This is a genomic window from Chitinimonas viridis (assembly GCF_030409555.1).
Lineage (GTDB): Bacteria > Pseudomonadota > Gammaproteobacteria > Burkholderiales > Chitinimonadaceae > Chitinimonas > Chitinimonas viridis.
In genome coordinates, this window is the sequence record NZ_JAUFPU010000019.1 from 1 (window position 1) to 15,555 (window position 15,555).

The 15,555-nt window shown below is 60.3% G+C and carries 18 protein-coding genes; 7 read left to right on the forward strand and 11 right to left on the reverse strand.

Annotated features, from left to right (window positions below; genetic code table 11):
- The 6 genes from QWZ03_RS18755 to QWZ03_RS18780 form a co-directional block, all read right to left on the reverse strand.
- Positions 1 to 687, reverse strand: a 687-nt coding sequence (locus tag QWZ03_RS18755; RefSeq protein ID WP_290334143.1) for a type VI secretion system Vgr family protein, incomplete at its 3' end; no start/stop codon positions are given.
- Between the two features lie 722 nt (positions 688 to 1,409).
- Complete coding sequence (locus QWZ03_RS18760; protein ID WP_290334144.1) at positions 1,410 to 2,705, reverse strand: protein kinase domain-containing protein; 1,296 nt, start codon at positions 2,703 to 2,705, stop codon at positions 1,410 to 1,412.
- Between the two features lie 61 nt (positions 2,706 to 2,766).
- Positions 2,767 to 3,471: an alpha/beta fold hydrolase gene (locus QWZ03_RS18765; protein WP_290334145.1), complete on the reverse strand. Its 705-nt coding sequence runs from the start codon at positions 3,469 to 3,471 to the stop codon at positions 2,767 to 2,769.
- Positions 3,465 to 4,358, reverse strand: a complete 894-nt coding sequence (gene ubiA, locus QWZ03_RS18770) for a 4-hydroxybenzoate octaprenyltransferase (RefSeq protein ID WP_290334146.1) — start codon at positions 4,356 to 4,358, stop codon at positions 3,465 to 3,467. The genes QWZ03_RS18765 and ubiA overlap by 7 nt, the downstream gene beginning before the upstream one ends.
- A complete protein-coding gene (locus tag QWZ03_RS18775; RefSeq protein WP_290334147.1) occupies positions 4,355 to 4,957 on the reverse strand; it encodes a chorismate--pyruvate lyase family protein in 603 nt (200 codons plus the stop codon). Before QWZ03_RS18775 ends, ubiA begins: the two co-directional genes overlap by 4 nt.
- Positions 4,958 to 5,000: 43 nt before the next feature.
- A complete protein-coding gene (locus QWZ03_RS18780) occupies positions 5,001 to 5,729 on the reverse strand; it encodes a substrate-binding periplasmic protein (protein WP_290334149.1) in 729 nt (242 codons plus the stop codon).
- Between the two features lie 68 nt (positions 5,730 to 5,797).
- Here QWZ03_RS18780 and QWZ03_RS18785 point away from each other — a divergent pair, with 68 nt between their 5' ends.
- The 4 genes from QWZ03_RS18785 (at position 5,798) to QWZ03_RS18800 (ending at position 8,687) form a co-directional block, all read left to right on the forward strand.
- Positions 5,798 to 6,634: a helix-turn-helix transcriptional regulator gene (locus QWZ03_RS18785; RefSeq protein WP_290334150.1), complete on the forward strand. Its 837-nt coding sequence runs from the start codon at positions 5,798 to 5,800 to the stop codon at positions 6,632 to 6,634.
- A 72-nt stretch (positions 6,635 to 6,706) separates the two neighbouring features.
- Entirely contained in the window at positions 6,707 to 7,432 is a 726-nt protein-coding gene (locus QWZ03_RS18790; protein WP_290334151.1) for an AzlC family ABC transporter permease, read from the forward strand.
- Positions 7,429 to 7,755 carry an AzlD domain-containing protein gene (locus QWZ03_RS18795; RefSeq protein ID WP_290334152.1) on the forward strand — a complete coding sequence of 109 codons (327 nt, stop codon included), beginning with the start codon at positions 7,429 to 7,431 and terminating at the stop codon, positions 7,753 to 7,755. The genes QWZ03_RS18790 and QWZ03_RS18795 overlap by 4 nt, the downstream gene beginning before the upstream one ends.
- Positions 7,756 to 7,772: 17 nt before the next feature.
- Complete coding sequence (locus QWZ03_RS18800; protein WP_290334153.1) at positions 7,773 to 8,687, forward strand: endonuclease/exonuclease/phosphatase family protein; 915 nt, start codon at positions 7,773 to 7,775, stop codon at positions 8,685 to 8,687.
- Positions 8,688 to 8,700: 13 nt separating this feature from the next.
- Here QWZ03_RS18800 and QWZ03_RS18805 read toward each other — a convergent pair whose 3' ends face one another.
- The 5 genes from QWZ03_RS18805 to katG all read right to left on the reverse strand — a co-directional run bounded on the left by QWZ03_RS18805 (position 8,701) and on the right by katG (position 13,765).
- The gene (locus QWZ03_RS18805; RefSeq protein ID WP_290334154.1) at positions 8,701 to 9,153 is read right to left on the reverse strand and encodes an acyl-CoA thioesterase; all 453 of its coding nucleotides are present in this window, start codon (positions 9,151 to 9,153) and stop codon (positions 8,701 to 8,703) included.
- Positions 9,154 to 9,535: 382 nt separating this feature from the next.
- Complete coding sequence (locus tag QWZ03_RS18810; protein ID WP_290334155.1) at positions 9,536 to 9,877, reverse strand: DUF6488 family protein; 342 nt, start codon at positions 9,875 to 9,877, stop codon at positions 9,536 to 9,538.
- A gap of 59 nt (positions 9,878 to 9,936) precedes the next feature.
- Positions 9,937 to 10,551 carry a hypothetical protein gene (locus QWZ03_RS18815; protein WP_290334156.1) on the reverse strand — a complete coding sequence of 205 codons (615 nt, stop codon included), beginning with the start codon at positions 10,549 to 10,551 and terminating at the stop codon, positions 9,937 to 9,939.
- 4 nt (positions 10,552 to 10,555) lie between these two features.
- Positions 10,556 to 11,227, reverse strand: a complete 672-nt coding sequence (locus QWZ03_RS18820) for a HupE/UreJ family protein (protein ID WP_290334157.1) — start codon at positions 11,225 to 11,227, stop codon at positions 10,556 to 10,558.
- 336 nt (positions 11,228 to 11,563) lie between these two features.
- Positions 11,564 to 13,765, reverse strand: coding sequence for a catalase/peroxidase HPI (gene katG, locus QWZ03_RS18825; protein ID WP_290334158.1), 2,202 nt, complete (start codon positions 13,763 to 13,765; stop codon positions 11,564 to 11,566).
- A gap of 385 nt (positions 13,766 to 14,150) precedes the next feature.
- On the opposite strand from katG, the gene QWZ03_RS18830 reads away from it, so the two are divergent.
- The 3 genes from QWZ03_RS18830 (at position 14,151) to QWZ03_RS18840 (ending at position 15,472) form a co-directional block, all read left to right on the forward strand.
- Complete coding sequence (locus tag QWZ03_RS18830) at positions 14,151 to 14,459, forward strand: PadR family transcriptional regulator (protein WP_290334160.1); 309 nt, start codon at positions 14,151 to 14,153, stop codon at positions 14,457 to 14,459.
- On the forward strand, positions 14,456 to 15,055 hold the full coding sequence (locus tag QWZ03_RS18835; RefSeq protein ID WP_284195813.1) for a DUF1700 domain-containing protein: 600 nt from the start codon (positions 14,456 to 14,458) through the stop codon (positions 15,053 to 15,055). The genes QWZ03_RS18830 and QWZ03_RS18835 overlap by 4 nt, the downstream gene beginning before the upstream one ends.
- A 234-nt stretch (positions 15,056 to 15,289) precedes the next feature.
- Entirely contained in the window at positions 15,290 to 15,472 is a 183-nt protein-coding gene (locus QWZ03_RS18840; protein ID WP_290334161.1) for a hypothetical protein, read from the forward strand.
- Positions 15,473 to 15,555 lie beyond the last annotated feature (83 nt).

Sequence of the window (15,555 nt, forward strand, 5' to 3'; positions counted from 1 at the left end):
GAGGACATAGTCCACCGGCTGGACGGACTTGGTGTAGTTCCAGTGTTCGAGGTGTTCGCGGTCCGAGGTCATGCCGCCATCACCACCACCCTGTTCAAAGGGGACGTGGGCATAGCCGGGAGCGGGGGCATGGGCGGAGAGGGCGTCGGCCAGGATCAGGGTGTGCAGGCCGTCCTTGTGCTCGAACCAGAAGTAGATGCCTTCCTGTTCGCACAGGCGGGCGACATAGTTGTAGTCCGACTCACGGTACTGCACGCAGTATTCGCGGGGGACATAGGATTGGGTAAGGCGGAACTCGAACTTGGCCAGGGGGTGGTCGGCGAAGATGGCCTTGATGATGTCGGGGGTGTTCTGTTCCTGGAAGATGCGGCTGTCGGCGGTGCGGGTGAGGAACCAGAGCCAGGGACGGAGGATGGCTTCGTAGACGTAGTAGTCGCCTTCCTTGCCCTTGAGTGACATCTCGCAGACGTAGAGGTTGAGATGGCGTGTGGCCATCAGCATGAGGTCGGAGCTGATGGTGAGTGGCTGTCCGACGAGTTTGTCCAGGGGGAGGTCGGGGCGTTTGGAGAGCGCGGTGAGGCTGTACTGGCCGATCTGTCCGAGCGCTTCGTGGCCGTCCAGGCGGCGGAAGATGAGGGCTTCGGGGCCGAGCGGGGTGGTGAGGCGGACATTGCGATGATCGAACATGACTTATCCCGGTGCGTCTTGAGGGGTGATTGGCTGGTTAGCCGATGGCGCGGGTGTAGGCTAGACCCGGCCAGCAGGGCCGAGTTGGCGGTGCGCTAATGCATCGACATCCAGGTATCTCTATGTGGATGAAAAGACCCAACCTGCCATAGCGACAGGTGTCAGCATGATCAACCGTCTTCGTACTGGCCCAGCAAGGCATTCAGCGTATGGCAGTGGGCGAGGGGGCGATCAGCCAGCCAGAACCGGCCGATTTTGGCGGCGGACACCTGCGGTCCCAGGTCGCGCGGGCATTTGGCGCCCGCTAAGACGCGCCATCGGGCGCAGTGATGGTCGAACATGCATATCCTCCCTACCTATTGCCACTTGTTGCGGCTTATGAGCTGCTAACAAAACCCTTCTGGCGTTGCTGTGCGAGCTTGCCGTACCCATGTACTGTCCGCGCTCGCACGCCTAGCCAGAACCGCTACGCTGGGTTTTGTTAGCCGCTCTTATTGTCAGTACCACTAGCAATACCTTGCAGGGTCTGCTGCATGCAGTGCATGCCTAATGACATATGGGTAAAATTTTATCGTATCCCGCCTACCCGTGGGCGATAGTCTGATGTGAATTAGTTACTTGTGCTGGTGGTCTTGCTAGCCCCTATCCCGGTAAGGATGAAACCAGCCGTAGCGGGACAGGCGGCTTAACTGATGCCCTGCGTTAGCGCCGCTTCAATGCGGCTAGAGATCTGAATCATATTCGGCCAACTGCTGGTTGGTAGCGATCAGCCGTTTGACCAGCAGGGCGATGAAGGCCTTGTCAAAGCGTATCTGTAGCTCGTCCGACGCCTGCTTGAGTGATTCGCTGCGTATCTTGAGCACTACGATGTCGCTTTCGGCTGTGACGGTGGCGGTGCGTACCTTGTTCTCAGGTTGCAGATAGACCATCTCGCCTATGCTTACGCCGGCTTCCAGTGACGATAGCGACCAACCCTTGCGGCTGACTGATACCCGGCCCTGTACCAGCAGGTAAAAGGAGTCGCCAGGGGATCCTTCGCGCATCAGCACCGTGCCACGCGGCAAGCCGTGCCATTGGCCCATTCTCAGGGTTTCCCATAGCGCGACATCGGTGAAATCACGCAGAAAAGGCAAGGCGCGCAGGCGCTCGAAGCGTTCACCGTCTGCAGTCTGGCGGGGCTTCTTGGGCAGTGCCTGGCTGATGGCGACCAGGGCGCTGGCAAAGTCGCCCCAGTTGGCATAGCGGTCCTGCGGCTGCTTGGCCAGAGCCTTGTCGACGACGGCGGCCAGGTCAGCGGGTAGTTCTGGCCGGATGACCGTCAGCGACAACGGTGCTTCATTGCCGATCTTGAAGATGGTGGCATAGTCGCTATCGCCCTCAAATGGACGCCGGCCAGCCAGGAGTTCGAACAGCACCACGCCCAGCGAGAACATGTCGGACTGGTGGGTCAGCGAGGCTTCGCGTATCTGCTCCGGCGACATATAGGCGGGCGAGCCCACCAGGCCCGATAGCTGGGTGCGGTCTGCACTGGTCACCATGGCGGTGCCAAAGTCGGTCAGCTTGATTTCGCCTTCGCGGCTGCGCAGCAGGTTGGCTGGCTTGATATCACGATGCACCAGGCCCAGGCGCTGGGCGTATTCTAGCGCGTGGCAGCATTTGTAGGCGATATCGAGCACTTCGGCCAGGGGCAGCAGATTGTCGGGGGTGGTAAAGGCTTCCAGCGATTCGCCATCAACGTATTCCAGCACCAGATAGGGTGGGTCTGCTGCTTCGTCGGCATCGAGCAAGGCAACAATGTGCGGGTGGCGTAACTGGCCCGCCAGGGTGGCCTCGTTGTGCAGCAGGCGGCGGTAGCGTGTGGCCTGGCGCTCATCCGACAGCAGGTGGGTGTGGGTCTGCTTGATGGCAACCCGGCGGCTGCCAAAACTGTCGTAACCGAGGTAGACCGTGCCGGTGGCGCCTCGGCCCAGTTCACGTTCTATGCGGTACTTGCCTATGCTGGCGGGAATGGCGTTCATGGTTTCATTTTACAGCCACTCCAGCCAGGTTTTGCTTTTGTATGAGCCCCTGCAGTTCAACTCAATCAGCTTGTTGAGATGCCATACTGCGGGCAAATGTGCTGATCAGCCTGGCGGACTCGCTGGGTAGGGTTTGCAGGACAAAATGTGGCGCCGCTAGCGTGGCTAGCTGGCAGTGCGGCGCCTGCCGCTTGATGGCTGAGTAGGAGCCAGCCCGAACCAGCCTGTCATCTACTGCTTGCAGGTAGAGCATGGGTAGCTTGCATGCCCGCAGGGCAGGGCGAGCGTCCACTCGCAGCACGGCAGCTATCCTGCTTCGCAGGGTTGCACTGCTGATCTGCTGCGTGGCGGCCAGCACGGCATCGAGGCAGCTGGCCGTAGCATATCGGCCCAACACATAGCGACATGCCAGTATTTGAAGCCGACGGTTGTGGATGAGGGCAGGTACCAGCGTGCTGATGGCCGGTGGGAGGGGTATAGGGCTATGGGCGAAGGTGGCGCACAGTATCAGGCCCATCAAGCCGCTAGGCTGGCGGGCGGCAATCTGTATGGCGATGGGGCCGGAAAAGGATTCGCCCAGCAGCAGATAAGGCGTATCGGTGGGCAGCTGGGGGACTACCCAGGCTGCAAGCTCGCCGTAGTCCAAGGGCTGATCGGGATAGCGGATGACCTGCGTGGTGAGCTCGCCCCCCAGGGCGGCCAGCAGGGGGGCGAACAAGGTCCCCGTGCCGTCCATGCCGGAGAGAAGAACCAGTCGCTCTACCAAGGCTTCCAGGCTGCGGTAGCCGACCAATAGTCGAGCGCAATGCCGGCAAAGACAGCCATGCCTACCCAGTTGTTGTCCAGGAAGGCCTGGAAGCACTTGGCGCGGTCACGGCCGCGTATCTGGCGATATTGCAGGGCGATCAGCAATGCCGCCACCCCCAGGCCCAGGTACCAGAATGTGGTGCGCTGCAGCAGCCAGCCTATGCCGATCATGCTGAGCAGGAACAGTGCATGGCAGACCATGACGGCTTCGGCATCAAAGCGGCCGAAGGTGATGGCGCTGGTCTTGATGCCGATTTTCAGGTCGTCGGGCTTGTCGACCATGGCGTACTCGGTATCGTAAGCCACCACCCAGAACAGGTTGGCGGCGACCAGGCACCAGGCGATATAGGGCACGGTGCCATGCACGGCCGCAAAGGCCATCGGTATGCCAAAGCTGAATGCCAGCCCCAGGTAGGCCTGGGGGATGGGGAGAAAGCGCTTGGTGTAGGGGTAGCTGGCCGCGAGGATGACGGCGGGTATGGACATCCACAAGGTCAGGCGGTTGAGTGGCAATACCAGCAGAAAGGCGGCCAGGGCCAGTACCGCAGCCAGGATCAGGGCCTCTTTGGTCGATACCCGTCCGGCGGCTAGCGGACGTTCGCGGGTACGGTCTACGTGGCCATCGAAATCCTTGTCGGCGTAGTCGTTGATGACGCAGCCGGCAGAGCGCATCAGCAAGGTGCCCAGGGCGAAGATCCACAGTATCACCGGATTGGGCATGCCCTCGCTGGCCACCCACAGGCCCCACAAGGTGGGCCAGAGCAGCAGCAGGATGCCGATGGGCTTGTCCAGCCGCATCAACTTCTCGTATTGGTTCAGGCGTTGCTTGAAGTGGGTCCAGGTCATGGCGTAACGGCAGGTAGAAAGACTTCGGTGACAAGTATGCGCGCCTGGCCCAGTTCAAAGCGAGAGCGGCGTGCCCAGAGGCGTGCCGGCAGGGGGCCGACTTCGGCCTCGGCGCGGCGGTAGAGTGCATGGCGTTTGTCCAGCCCTCGGAAAGCCAGCGCACTGCGCCTGACTTTGGGGTTGGCGAACAGGGTCGCACCCAGGGGCTTGGTGCCCTGGCGGCGTAGGCGCTGATAGCCATGGAACAAGGCACTGCGGGGCATGACCGAGTGTGCGAACACCAGGGGGGTATTGCCACTCATGAGCAGCACTTCCCGCACGATGGCCAGTTGCGAGCGCTTGAGCCCCAGTGCACGCAGCTCGTCGCGATTGGGCCTGGCCCAATGCTGGCGCAGCAGCTTGACCTTGAAGCCGGGAAACCGGGCAATCAATCGGGCGGTAAGTGAGCCGGGGTGTGTCAGCCAGCGGCGCAGCGCGCGTGGCGCACGGCTGGCGGGATGCTCCCAGCGGTGACTGGCGATATGCGACATGACGGTAGCAAGGCGGCGAAAGCGGCGATTATGCCAGACACGGCTTGCCGGCGCGGTGTTGATGGACAACCAGAGGATGAAACAGCATGTCGCCCGGATGTGGCGGGGCTTGCTAGCGCCAGCGCGCCTCTATGCGTGCATACTCGCCTGTTTGATGCAGTTTCTCCAGGCCTTCGTCAAACAGCCTGATGTAGCGCTCAACCCCTGCCTTCTTCGGGGCAAAAGAGATATAGATGTCCGGCTCTATCAAGGTGCCTACCGATTTGTAGCGGCCTTTGAGCGACGGCTGGGTGCGGCCGATGTGGTTGGCTATCCGGTCATAGACCAAGGCGTAGTCCACCCGTCCGGCGACCAGTTTGCGCAGGGCGAACAGGTCGGAATTGCCGATATCGCGGTGCATGGCCGTATCGCTATCAAAGGGTGTGCCGTAGTCGTAGCCATTGGTAACGGCAATCAGGCGGCCACGCAGGTCTTGCAAGCGGATGACCTTGTCGGGGTGGTCTGCGCGGGCATAGATGTCGATGCGGCCCTTGAACAGCGGCTGTTTGTGCCAGCGGTAGCGCTTCTCCAGCAGGCTGTTGCGCAAAGTGTCGAAACAGCCATCCAGCAGGTTTTCCTCGGTCAGCTTCATGCACCGGGCATAGGGGAGCGCGACCAGTTCGACATCCACGCCCACCTGCTTGTAGGCAGCGCGCACCAGGTCGGCAGCGAACCCCACCGGTTTGCCCTGCAAGGCGCCGGAGTAGGGGTACCAGTCATCTTCCGCGCCTATGCGTACTGTTTCTGCTGCCAGGCAGGGGAGGAGGGTAATCAGCAGAGCAAGTGCAAAGAGTCGTACCATGACTGACATGATAGATCGCGCCACACTGTCTCTTGTGTGCCGCGCAGAATATTTACATGCTCTGTCTCATGGATGCTAACGACCCAACCGCCGAATACGTCCGCTTTCATCGCCCCGCCCAGTTTGATGGGCTGGAACTGCTGACTGCGCACTATTTTGATCACAGCTTTGCGCCACATGTGCATGAGGGCTATTGCATTGCCTTGATCGAACAAGGCGCCGAGCGCTTTCGCTGCCGGGGGACAGAACATTGTGCCGGCGTGGGTACGCTGGCCATCGTCAACCCGGACGAAGTACACACCGGGCGGCGGGCGGGCGAGGAGGGCTGGAGCTACAAGGTGTTCTATCCCGACCCCGACCTGATACGTCGCTTATGCATCGACATGGGAAACTGGCAGGGAGGAACGCCATTCTTCCCAGAGGCGGTGGTGGATGATGCCAGCTTGGTAATGCCCATGCGCCAGTTGCACCAGGCCCTAACGGGCCCGGCCAGCCAGTTGGAGCGGGAGGACCGCTGGCACGAAGCCATGGGTTTGCTGCTGCGGCGGCATGCCAGAGGGCTTGCGCAACCCTTGGGTGGATATGGCGAGCGCGTAGCGGTGAGCCGGGTACAGGCGCTGTTAAGGGAGCGGCATGCCGAGAATCCTGGCCTGCAGGAATTGGCCGATGCTGTGGGCTTGAGTCCATGGCATTTGAATCGCGTGTTCCGGCAACAAGTGGGCTTGCCACCCCACGCCTACCAGACACAGATCAGGCTGGCCCGGGCCAAGACCTTGCTGCGTGGTGGGCAGAGCCTCAGCGATATCTCGCAGGCGCTGGGTTATGCCGATCAGCCGCACTTTGGACGGCAGTTCAAACGGGCGTTTGGTGTGACGCCGGGCCAGTATCGGCAAGCGCAAAGCTGATGGGCATTACGCAAGAATGTTCAATACGGCGCTGGCAGGCACACGTATCGTGTTTGCCAGGAGGTTGTATCCATGACAACAACGTTTCACCCCACTCGCCATGGCGAGTTGCTGCAGGGCGCCCGTGATTCGCTGCCCATGCTGGCAGGCGCAGCGCCCTTCGGTATCATCTTCGGCACCTTGGCCGGCCCCAGCGGCTTATCGCTGCTGGGGGCCATGGGCATGTCGCTGTTCGTGTTTGCCGGCTCATCGCAGTTTATTGCCCTGACCTTGCTCTCGGGCGGGGCGGGGCTGGCGGTCATTGTATTCACCACCTTTGTGGTCAATCTGCGGCATGCGCTGTATTCCGCTACCCTGCTGCCCCATGTGGCGTCCTTGGGGCAGCGCTGGCGCATACCCCTGGCTTTCTGGCTGACGGATGAAACGTTCGCCGTGGTGCAGCATCGCTATGGCGCGGCGGATGCCTCCCCGCTCAAGCATTGGTATCACCTGGGCTCCAGCCTGGCCATGTATGGCAACTGGATAGTCTGGACCTTGGTAGGCGTGCTGCTGGGTAGATCGTTTGAGGGCCTGGACAAGCTGGGGCTGGAGTTTGCGATGGTGGCCACCTTTACCGGCATCGTGGTTTCGCTGCTCAAGACCCGGCCCATGGTGGCGGCGGCCATTGCGGCTGGTGCAGTGGCCCTGCTGGCCAGAGATATGCCCTACAAGCTGGGTCTGTTGCTGGCGGCATTGGCGGGTGTGGTCGTGGGCGTTCTGCTGGAAGGCCGCCAAGCCACCGAGGAGGAGCAGGCATGAGTCAATACGAACTGGCGGTGATACTGGGCATGACGGCGGTGACGTTCCTGATCCGCTACTCCTTCTTTGCCCTGGGCGACAAAGTGCAGTTCCCGCCATTGGTCAAGCGCGCCTTGCGCTACGTGCCGGTGGCTGTGCTGACGGCGATCGTGGTACCCATGGTGCTGTTGCCCGATGGACGGCACTGGCAGCTGGATTGGCGCAATGCCTGGTTGCTGGGCGCATTGGTGAGCGCCTTCATCGCCTGGCGGTTCAATCATTTACTGGCTGCCATGGGCGGCGGCATGGCGGTGTTCTTTCTGTGGCGATGGTTGCTGGCATAAGCCCGCTGCGGGCTGGTATGCGCCGTTTGGCGCTGATCGGGGGGATTGCAGCACTGCTGCCTTTGCTGGCCTATGGGCTGGGTAGCCTGGATTGGCGCTTGGAACTGTTCAGCCACTTTCTGCCGCATGCCAGCGTGCTGCTGGCGCTAGTGGCATGTGTGGTGGGCAAGGGCAGGGCCAGGCAAGGGTTTGCTCTGGCTGGCTGCCTGGGCTTTATGGCGACCATACAGCCGCTTCTGCCCTCCTCGGCCAAGCCGGCAGGGCAGGGCGGGGCCATCAGGCTGCTGAGCTACAACGTGTATCTGCATAATCCAGATATGGTGGATGTGCAGATGCAGATAGCGCGGCACGACCCCGATCTCATCTTGCTGATTGAACTCACCCCGGCGCAATGGCAGCAATTGCATGCCCTGCGCAAGCGCTATCCCCACGGTTGTGCCCATCCACAGGATGACCCGTTTGGCATGGCGGTATTGTCGCGCTTGCCCTTGCGCAGCTGCGTGGTGGAAGGCGAAGACCTGGGTTTGCCGGTGATCGTGGCCAGGCTGGAGCGGGGGCCCTATCTGGTGGGGCTGCATGCGCCACCGCCGCTGAGCCCCTTGTTGGCCAGCCAGCGCCAGGCCATGCTGGGCCATTGGTCGCGGCGCTTGGCCGATCAGCCCGATGCCTTGCTGATGGGCGACCTGAACCTGACGCCCTGGTCACCGATCTATCGCCAGTTGCTGAGCAACTCGGGGCTGCGTGATGCACGAGCAGGGCAGGGTATGCTGGCCAGCTGGCCGGCCAGCCTGGGGGTGTTGGGCCTGCCTCTGGATCAGGCCATGGTTGGCCGTGCCTGGGCGGTTGCCGACCTGCAAGTGGGGAGTGCTGGTATGTCTGATCACCGTCCCTTGATATTGACGGTGGCGCCGCGGGCGCAGGACGCGCCCTGACGCCCGATCGGACTCAGGTGGGCTGCTTGAGTGGAATCTCGGTGAAATCCTCGGTATGGGCCAGTTGGCTGAAGATAGTGTGCAGATCTGCAGGCGGCGGCATCAGCTTGCGCGCTTTCAGGTCCAGCCAGGCGCCGCTGACTTCGTGCCGGGCTGCCAGCTTGCCATCGGCCTTGTAGAGGTCGTGCCGTATGGCAAAGCGACTGCTGTCCTGGCTCAGCCCGGCGATGCGTACCTCTACGGTCAATCGCTCGCTCATCTTCACTTCCTTCAGGTACTCGGTCCATTCCTTGAATATGACCGGGCCGAAGGCATGCTGCTGAAACTGCTCAAAGCCGAAACCGTGCAGTTTCAGCCACTCGATACGGGCGTGGGTACAGAAGTCGGCATAGGCGCTGTGGCGCACATGCTGGTTGGCGTCGCAATCAGACCAGCGCACTTCAACAGTGTGGCGGAAGGTTTCCATGGGTGCATCTCTCGATAGGCTTGATGATGCGATGCTAGTTGGCCCTGATAATTCAAGCAACTGCTTGCTTGAATTATATTCATAGGCTTGGAGTCGCTAACAAAACCCAGCGCAGCGGTTCTGGCTAGGCGTGCAAACGATGGTGCGCGTGGGTATGGCAAGTTTGCACAACAACGCCAGAAGGGTTTTGTTAGCGGTTCTTAGTTGCCCGCCGCAGAGGCGGTTGGCTTGATAAGCGGCCCACGGTGGCGATGCATCAAACAAGCTAATTTGGCTGCGGCGCGACTTTTGTAGCTCACCAAACCCGCGCGGCAAAGCTGGCTGAGCGAGCCGGAGCACGGCTAGCCCACTCAGCGAGGCCACACGGTATTGTCAGCGATGCTTACAGGGTGCCGGTGTGGTTGGCACCCAGATAGTTACCCACATCATCAAGGAAGATATAGAGGGTGCGCTTGGCGGTATCGCTCTCTGCTGGGTTCTGGTAACTGACTACCCATACCGGGCCATTGGGGGTGTCGCGGCTGCTGATCTCCTTGGCCGAGGTCATCTTCCAAGAGAGTTGGAGCTTCTTGCTGTCGACCAGCATTTCGATCACCTTGTTGCCACGTGCCGTTGCACCATCCTTGCTGATGGGTTCCTCATCGCCGTGATTGCCATGTGCGTGGGCGGCCAGGGTGGACAGGGCGAACAGGGTGCCGATCAGGGTTTGTTTCCAGAGTTTCATTGTGGTCCTCGTATCAAGGAAGTGAGATGGCGCCTGCCATCTCCGTGGGTGGTGCCTTTTCAGGGGCGATAGAGCTTCTTGTAATAACCGCTGGTCTGCACGGTGATGGTGACGGGCTTATCGCCGCGATTGCGCCAATACCAGCCGTGGCTACCGTCAAAAGGTGCGACAAAGGCACCATGGCCCTCGGCTTTGTTACGGTCTTTCCAGTAGCTGCTGAACTCGTCGGGGCTGGCGTTGGGTTTTTCGCCATGCATGTCGAAATTGACCAGTCCTCCATTGGTTTTCCAGCTGAACACGAAACGCTCGCCCGCTTGCATGCCTGCCTTAATCTCCGCACCTTCATCTGGTTGTAGCGTTAGTGTCAGGGTATCGCTGCGGAAAGGCGTAGGCGACCGCCACGTGGCCGTCAACGGGGAGCTATCCAGGCTGAAGTTGGGGTCCAGCCCGGTTGCTGCCGGTGCCGTTGGGGGGGCGGGGTTGTTGGCCGGTTTGGCGCTCAGTGCAGTCAGACCTAAGCGCTTGCCCAGGCCGGTGGGGTCGATACCGTACTCAGCGGGTAGTACCACCGTTGTCAGCAAGACAACGGCAACGCTGAGTGCAAGGCCAGTGGCCTTCAGCAGCTGGGAGGTGGTGGGCAGGCGGGTCTGATCGGGGTGCTGGTGTTTGGTCATCGCATCAGTTTACGGCAGGCGTGAAATAGCCGGCCAGCTGGTAGCCGATCAATACAAAGCCCGCGACCATCAGGGCGCTATTGGCGATCAGCACGTGGCGGGGAAAGGATGCCATCTTCCGCCAGAAGCTCATGGCAATCAGGATGGCACTGAGTGCCAGTAGCTGGCCTATTTCTACACCGACATTGAAGGCCAGTATATTGGCGATCAACCCGTCCTGGGCCAGCGTGAATGCCTGTAGTTTGGTAGCAAGGCCGAAGCCGTGAAAGAAGCCGAATATCAGCACCGCAGCCTTGGTGTTGGGCTGGAAACCCAGGGTGCGCTGAAAGCCCCCCAGATTGTCGAAAGCTTTGTACACGACAGAGAGGCCAATGATGGCATCGACGATATAGGCATTGGCATGGGTGTTGCTGAGCACGCCGTAGAGCAGGGTAACGCTATGGCCAATAGCGAACAGCGTGACGTAGGCTGCGATGTCCTTCATCCGGTACAGGAAGAAGATCACCCCAACTAGGAACAATAGATGGTCGTAGCCGGTGACCATGTGCTTGGCGCCGAGGTAGATAAAGGGCAGCAGCTGCATGCCGCTGACGCCTTCAATAAAAGCCTTGTCGTCTTCGGCTACGCCATGGGCAAACACTTCGGCACCAAAACCGATGATCAGCAGGACAGCCATCAGCCCAGCCAGCCATCCACGCCCGAGGCTTGGCCGGGCTTGCCATGATGCTGCGAGCTGCATGCTTGCGGACTCCTGGAATCGCTATACAGGGAGGGTGACGATACGACAGGAACGGCGTGTCTGGATAGTCGTGCAGGCGCATCCTACCGGGGTGAGGTATTGCTTGCAATACAATGGCATAAACGTAGCTTTAAGGGGCCGCCAGGTACTTTGCCCAGGGGGCAGGTTGAGGGCTCTGGCGGTCATCTTACAAGCAGCATAACCAGGCCGGGTCGTAAGCCCGGGCCTGGTCAGGAGACGGCAGCTTGATTCCTTGTTACCTGGTCATGGTCATCAGGCAAGGTCGAAGCGATCCAGGTTCATCACCTTGGTCCAGACTGCCACAAAGTCGCGGACAAACATCTGCTGCGCGTCATCGCTGGCATAGACCTCGGCCAGTGCCCGGAGCTGTGAATTGGAACCGAAGACAAGATCGACGACCGTGGCGGTCCATTTGGCCTCTCCGGTGACGCGGTCACGCCCTTCCAGCACGCCGGCCGTATTGGCTGACTTTTGCCATTTCGTGCCCATGTCGAGCAGGTTCACGAAGAAGTCATTGGTCAAGGTCTCAGGCCGGTGGGTGAAGACACCATGCGGGGATTGAGCTGTGTTGGCATTCAAGACGCGTAGGCCACCGATCAGTACGGTCATCTCGGGCGCGGTCAGCGTCATCAGTTGGGCCTTATCCACCAGCAGTTCTGCCGCGGCGTCTTCAAGTCCTTTGCGGGCATAGTTGCGGAAGCCATCAGCGACTGGTTCCAGCACGGCAAACGATGCTACATCGGTCTGTTCCTGCAAGGCATCCATACGGCCAGGCGAGAACGGCACCTTTACTGCGTGTCCTGCCTTCCTGGCAGCAGCCTCGATGGCGGCACCACCTGCCAGCACAATCAGATCGGCCAACGAGATTTTCTTGCCGCCGGACTGCTCGCCGTTGAATGCCAGCCGGATAGCTTCGAGTCGCTGCAAGACATTCGCCAGTTCAGCAGGCTGGTTGACTGCCCAGTCTCTTTGCGGAGCAAGCCGCAGGCGGGCACCGTTTGCACCGCCGCGCTTGTCGCTGCCACGGAAGGTGGCTGCCGCAGACCAGGCAGTATTGACCAATTGCGCGATGGACAGACCAGAGTCGAGTATTCTGGTCTTCAGGGTGGCAATGTCGTGCTCGTCCACCAGCGGATGATCCACCACCGGGATAGGATCCTGCCATAGCTGGGGCTGACTGGGCACCAAGGAGCCGAGATAGCGCGACAGCGGCCCCATGTCACGGTGTGTCAGCTTGTACCAAGCCTTGGCGAAAGCATCGGCGAATTCCTGTGGATTCGCATGGAAGCGTCGCGAAATCTTTTCGTAGGCTGGGTCCATCCGCAGGGCGAGGTCGGCGGTGGACATCATCGGGGCGTGGCGCCTGGCAGGGTCATGGGCGTCGGGCACTGTGCCGGCAGCGGCGGCATCCTTGGGTGTCCACTGGTGTGCGCCGGCCGGGCTCTTGGTTAATTCCCATTCGTAGCCGAACAGGTTCTCGAAGTAGTTGTTGTCCCACTGGATAGGGTTCTTGGTCCAGGCACCTTCCAGGCCGCTGGTAATCGTGTGGACACCTTTGCCGCTGCCGAAGGTGTTGCTCCAGCCCAGGCCCTGTGCCTCAAGGTCGGCCCCTTCCGGCTCCGGCCCGACATACTGCCCAGGGTCGGCAGCGCCATGGCATTTGCCGAACGTGTGGCCGCCGGCTACCAAGGCGACGGTTTCTTCATCGTCCATGGCCATGCGGGCGAAGGTTTCCCTGATGTCTCGTGCGGAAGCAACCGGGTCTGGCGTGCCATTCGGCCCTTCCGGATTCACATAGATCAGGCCCATCTGCACGGCAGCGAGGGGATTCTCCAGCTGTCGTTCACCGCTGTAGCGCTCATCTGCCAGCCACTTGCCCTCCTGGCCCCAGTAGATATCTTCTTCCGGCTCCCATATGTCTTCGCGGCCGCCGGCAAAGCCAAAGGTCTTGAAGCCCATCGAATCGAGGGCGACGTTGCCGGCCAATATCATCAGGTCGGCCCAAGAGAGCTTGCGGCCATACTTTTGCTTGATCGGCCAGAGCAGCCGCCGTGCCTTGTCGAGGTTGCCGTTGTCGGGCCAGCTGTTGAGTGGGGCAAAACGTTGGGCGCCTGCGCCTGCACCGCCACGGCCATCGGCAATGCGGTAGGTGCCGGCGCTGTGCCAAGCCATGCGGATGAAGAAAGGCCCGTAGTGGCCGTAGTCGGCAGGCCACCATGCTTGCGAATCGGTCATCAGGGCATGCAGGTCACGGCATACGGCATCGAGGTCAAGGCTCTTGAAGGCTTCGGCGTAGTTGAATGCCTCGCCCATGGGGTCGGACTTGGCGGAGTGCTGGTGCAGTATCTTCAGGTTCAACTGATTGGGCCACCAGTCTGCATTCGATGGCGCGCCTCTCGCGACCGTGTGTTTGGCAGCACCGGAAGAGAAGGGGCATTTTGCTTCGTTGGACATGGAGGTCTCCTTTGATCGTGATGCATGCACTGGACTAGGTAAGCCAGTTTGTAACCTGGCTTTAAATAGATCAAATCTATTTTAATTATTATATTGATAGTATTTTTATTTGGCGGCTTGCCGATAGGGCTGCGCGTGGGGGCGGGCGGCGAGCATCACTCAGCATAGGCAATGACGCTTGCTACGCAATGTGCTGCTGATGTGGCGTTGACAGCGCAGGCAGCTCCGCAGCTGATGACGCTGTAGGTGCGTAAGGATGACAATCACTACCTTGCATAACATCTGTAGCGTCTTTAACAAGGTATCTTGCAATAAAAGGTACCTTGCGCTACATTGCAGCCATGTATGAACCAAGTGGCGCCTGTGGGTGCAAAGGGGTGGTTTGATGAAGACACAGCTGAAGAAAGGCGTGCTGGAAATGTGCGTGCTTGCCGTGCTGGAGCGGCATGACAGCTATGCCTACGAGATTGTCTCGACATTGGCCGACAGTGTGGAGATGAGTGAAGGCACCATTTATCCACTGATGCGGCGTTTGCAGAGCGATGGCCTGGTCAGCACCTATCTGGTGGAGTCTGATGCCGGGCCACCTCGCAAGTACTACCGCCTGGAGGTAAAGGGGGCAGAGGTGCTGGGCCAGATGAAGCAGGAGTGGGGCAGCTTTCTGGAAGAAGTGAACAGGATAGTGCAGGGATGATGACCATGAACCGCGAACAGTTTCTGAAAACACTGAAGCAAGAGTTGCGCGCCATGCCCGAACGCGAGCGCAACGAGATCCTGGCCGACTATGAGGAGTATTTCCGTGATGCCCTTGCCGCCGGCAGGACGGAGGAGGATGTCGCGCGTTCTTTGGGGGCACCACGGCAACTGGCGAGGGAGCTACGCGCCGAGGCCAGTATCAAGGGCTGGGAGGAGAAGCGTTCTTTGGGCAACTTTGCCCGGCTGTTCCTTTCTGTGGCCGGCCTGGGTCTCGTTAACCTGATGCTGCTGCTGCCCCTGCTGATCCTGGTAACGATACTGCTGTCGTTCTTTGTGGCCGCCTTCGCGTTGATTGCAGCCGGTGCCGGCTTGGTGCTGGCCAGTATTCCCGGTATGGGACTGGCGGGTTTCATTACCGTCGATGTCGCGGGGGTGGAGCTGGTAGAACCGCTGGCTGTTGCCCTGGCTGGGGTAGGGGTGTTCTGTTCGGGTCTGGTGTGGTTTCTGTTTGACGCCTGGGTAACCAAATGGGTGGCTGTGGGCTTGGTGAAATATGCTCGGCTCAACTTCCGCCTGCTACGCGGTGAAGCCTGACTATCTACGAGGAGCGGCGACCATGTTTGGACTATTTGGTTTGGCAAGATCGGCTAGCGCAAGCGGCTGCGGTACGGGTCATTCATCGCCTATCGCTGCGGCTGAGGCAGCGAAAGCGGCGGTTGATCGCATTTGCGTCGCCGTGGACGTTGGGCTGCGTCAGGATGCAGGCCATGCAAGACCCTCGATAAGTCGTGAACAGCCGCATCCACTTGAGCGCGAAGGAGTAGCCGCATGAAACCGTATGAAGGAAACCACCTTGATGACCTGCTTGAGTCCGCCCTGATACTGAGTGCGGGCTTATTCATGTGTCTGACCTTGGTGATGGACTTCGGTATGGGCGGCAAGGCTGGGCAGGCGGAAGCACAGCGCGCTGATCAGCTGGCGGCTGCCGGACAAAGATCGGGCAAGGCTTGAGGTGCGTGCCATGCCTGATGGAGAGTTGCGAAGCGCATTGCAATTAGGTGCTGCCACCCTGCTGGGTAGTAGCTTGGTGCTGG

Bases quoted from the DNA above. Each gene is read 5' to 3' on its own strand.
- QWZ03_RS18785 (WP_290334150.1), top strand. From the start codon at position 5,798: ATGGATGCTAACGACCCAACCGCCGAATACGTCCGCTTTCATCGCCCC.
- QWZ03_RS18810 (WP_290334155.1), bottom strand. From the start codon at position 9,877: ATGAAACTCTGGAAACAAACCCTGATCGGCACCCTGTTCGCCCTGTCC.
- QWZ03_RS18805 (WP_290334154.1), bottom strand. From the start codon at position 9,153: ATGGAAACCTTCCGCCACACTGTTGAAGTGCGCTGGTCTGATTGCGAC.
- QWZ03_RS18760 (WP_290334144.1), bottom strand. From the start codon at position 2,705: ATGAACGCCATTCCCGCCAGCATAGGCAAGTACCGCATAGAACGTGAA.
- QWZ03_RS18815 (WP_290334156.1), bottom strand. From the start codon at position 10,551: ATGACCAAACACCAGCACCCCGATCAGACCCGCCTGCCCACCACCTCC.
- QWZ03_RS18820 (WP_290334157.1), bottom strand. From the start codon at position 11,227: ATGGCTGTCCTGCTGATCATCGGTTTTGGTGCCGAAGTGTTTGCCCAT.
- QWZ03_RS18840 (WP_290334161.1), top strand. From the start codon at position 15,290: ATGAAACCGTATGAAGGAAACCACCTTGATGACCTGCTTGAGTCCGCC.
- QWZ03_RS18835 (WP_284195813.1), top strand. From the start codon at position 14,456: ATGATGACCATGAACCGCGAACAGTTTCTGAAAACACTGAAGCAAGAG.
- QWZ03_RS18780 (WP_290334149.1), bottom strand. From the start codon at position 5,729: ATGGTACGACTCTTTGCACTTGCTCTGCTGATTACCCTCCTCCCCTGC.
- QWZ03_RS18800 (WP_290334153.1), top strand. From the start codon at position 7,773: ATGCGCCGTTTGGCGCTGATCGGGGGGATTGCAGCACTGCTGCCTTTG.
- QWZ03_RS18795 (WP_290334152.1), top strand. From the start codon at position 7,429: ATGAGTCAATACGAACTGGCGGTGATACTGGGCATGACGGCGGTGACG.
- QWZ03_RS18790 (WP_290334151.1), top strand. From the start codon at position 6,707: ATGACAACAACGTTTCACCCCACTCGCCATGGCGAGTTGCTGCAGGGC.
- QWZ03_RS18830 (WP_290334160.1), top strand. From the start codon at position 14,151: ATGAAGACACAGCTGAAGAAAGGCGTGCTGGAAATGTGCGTGCTTGCC.
- ubiA (WP_290334146.1), bottom strand. From the start codon at position 4,358: ATGACCTGGACCCACTTCAAGCAACGCCTGAACCAATACGAGAAGTTG.
- katG (WP_290334158.1), bottom strand. From the start codon at position 13,765: ATGTCCAACGAAGCAAAATGCCCCTTCTCTTCCGGTGCTGCCAAACAC.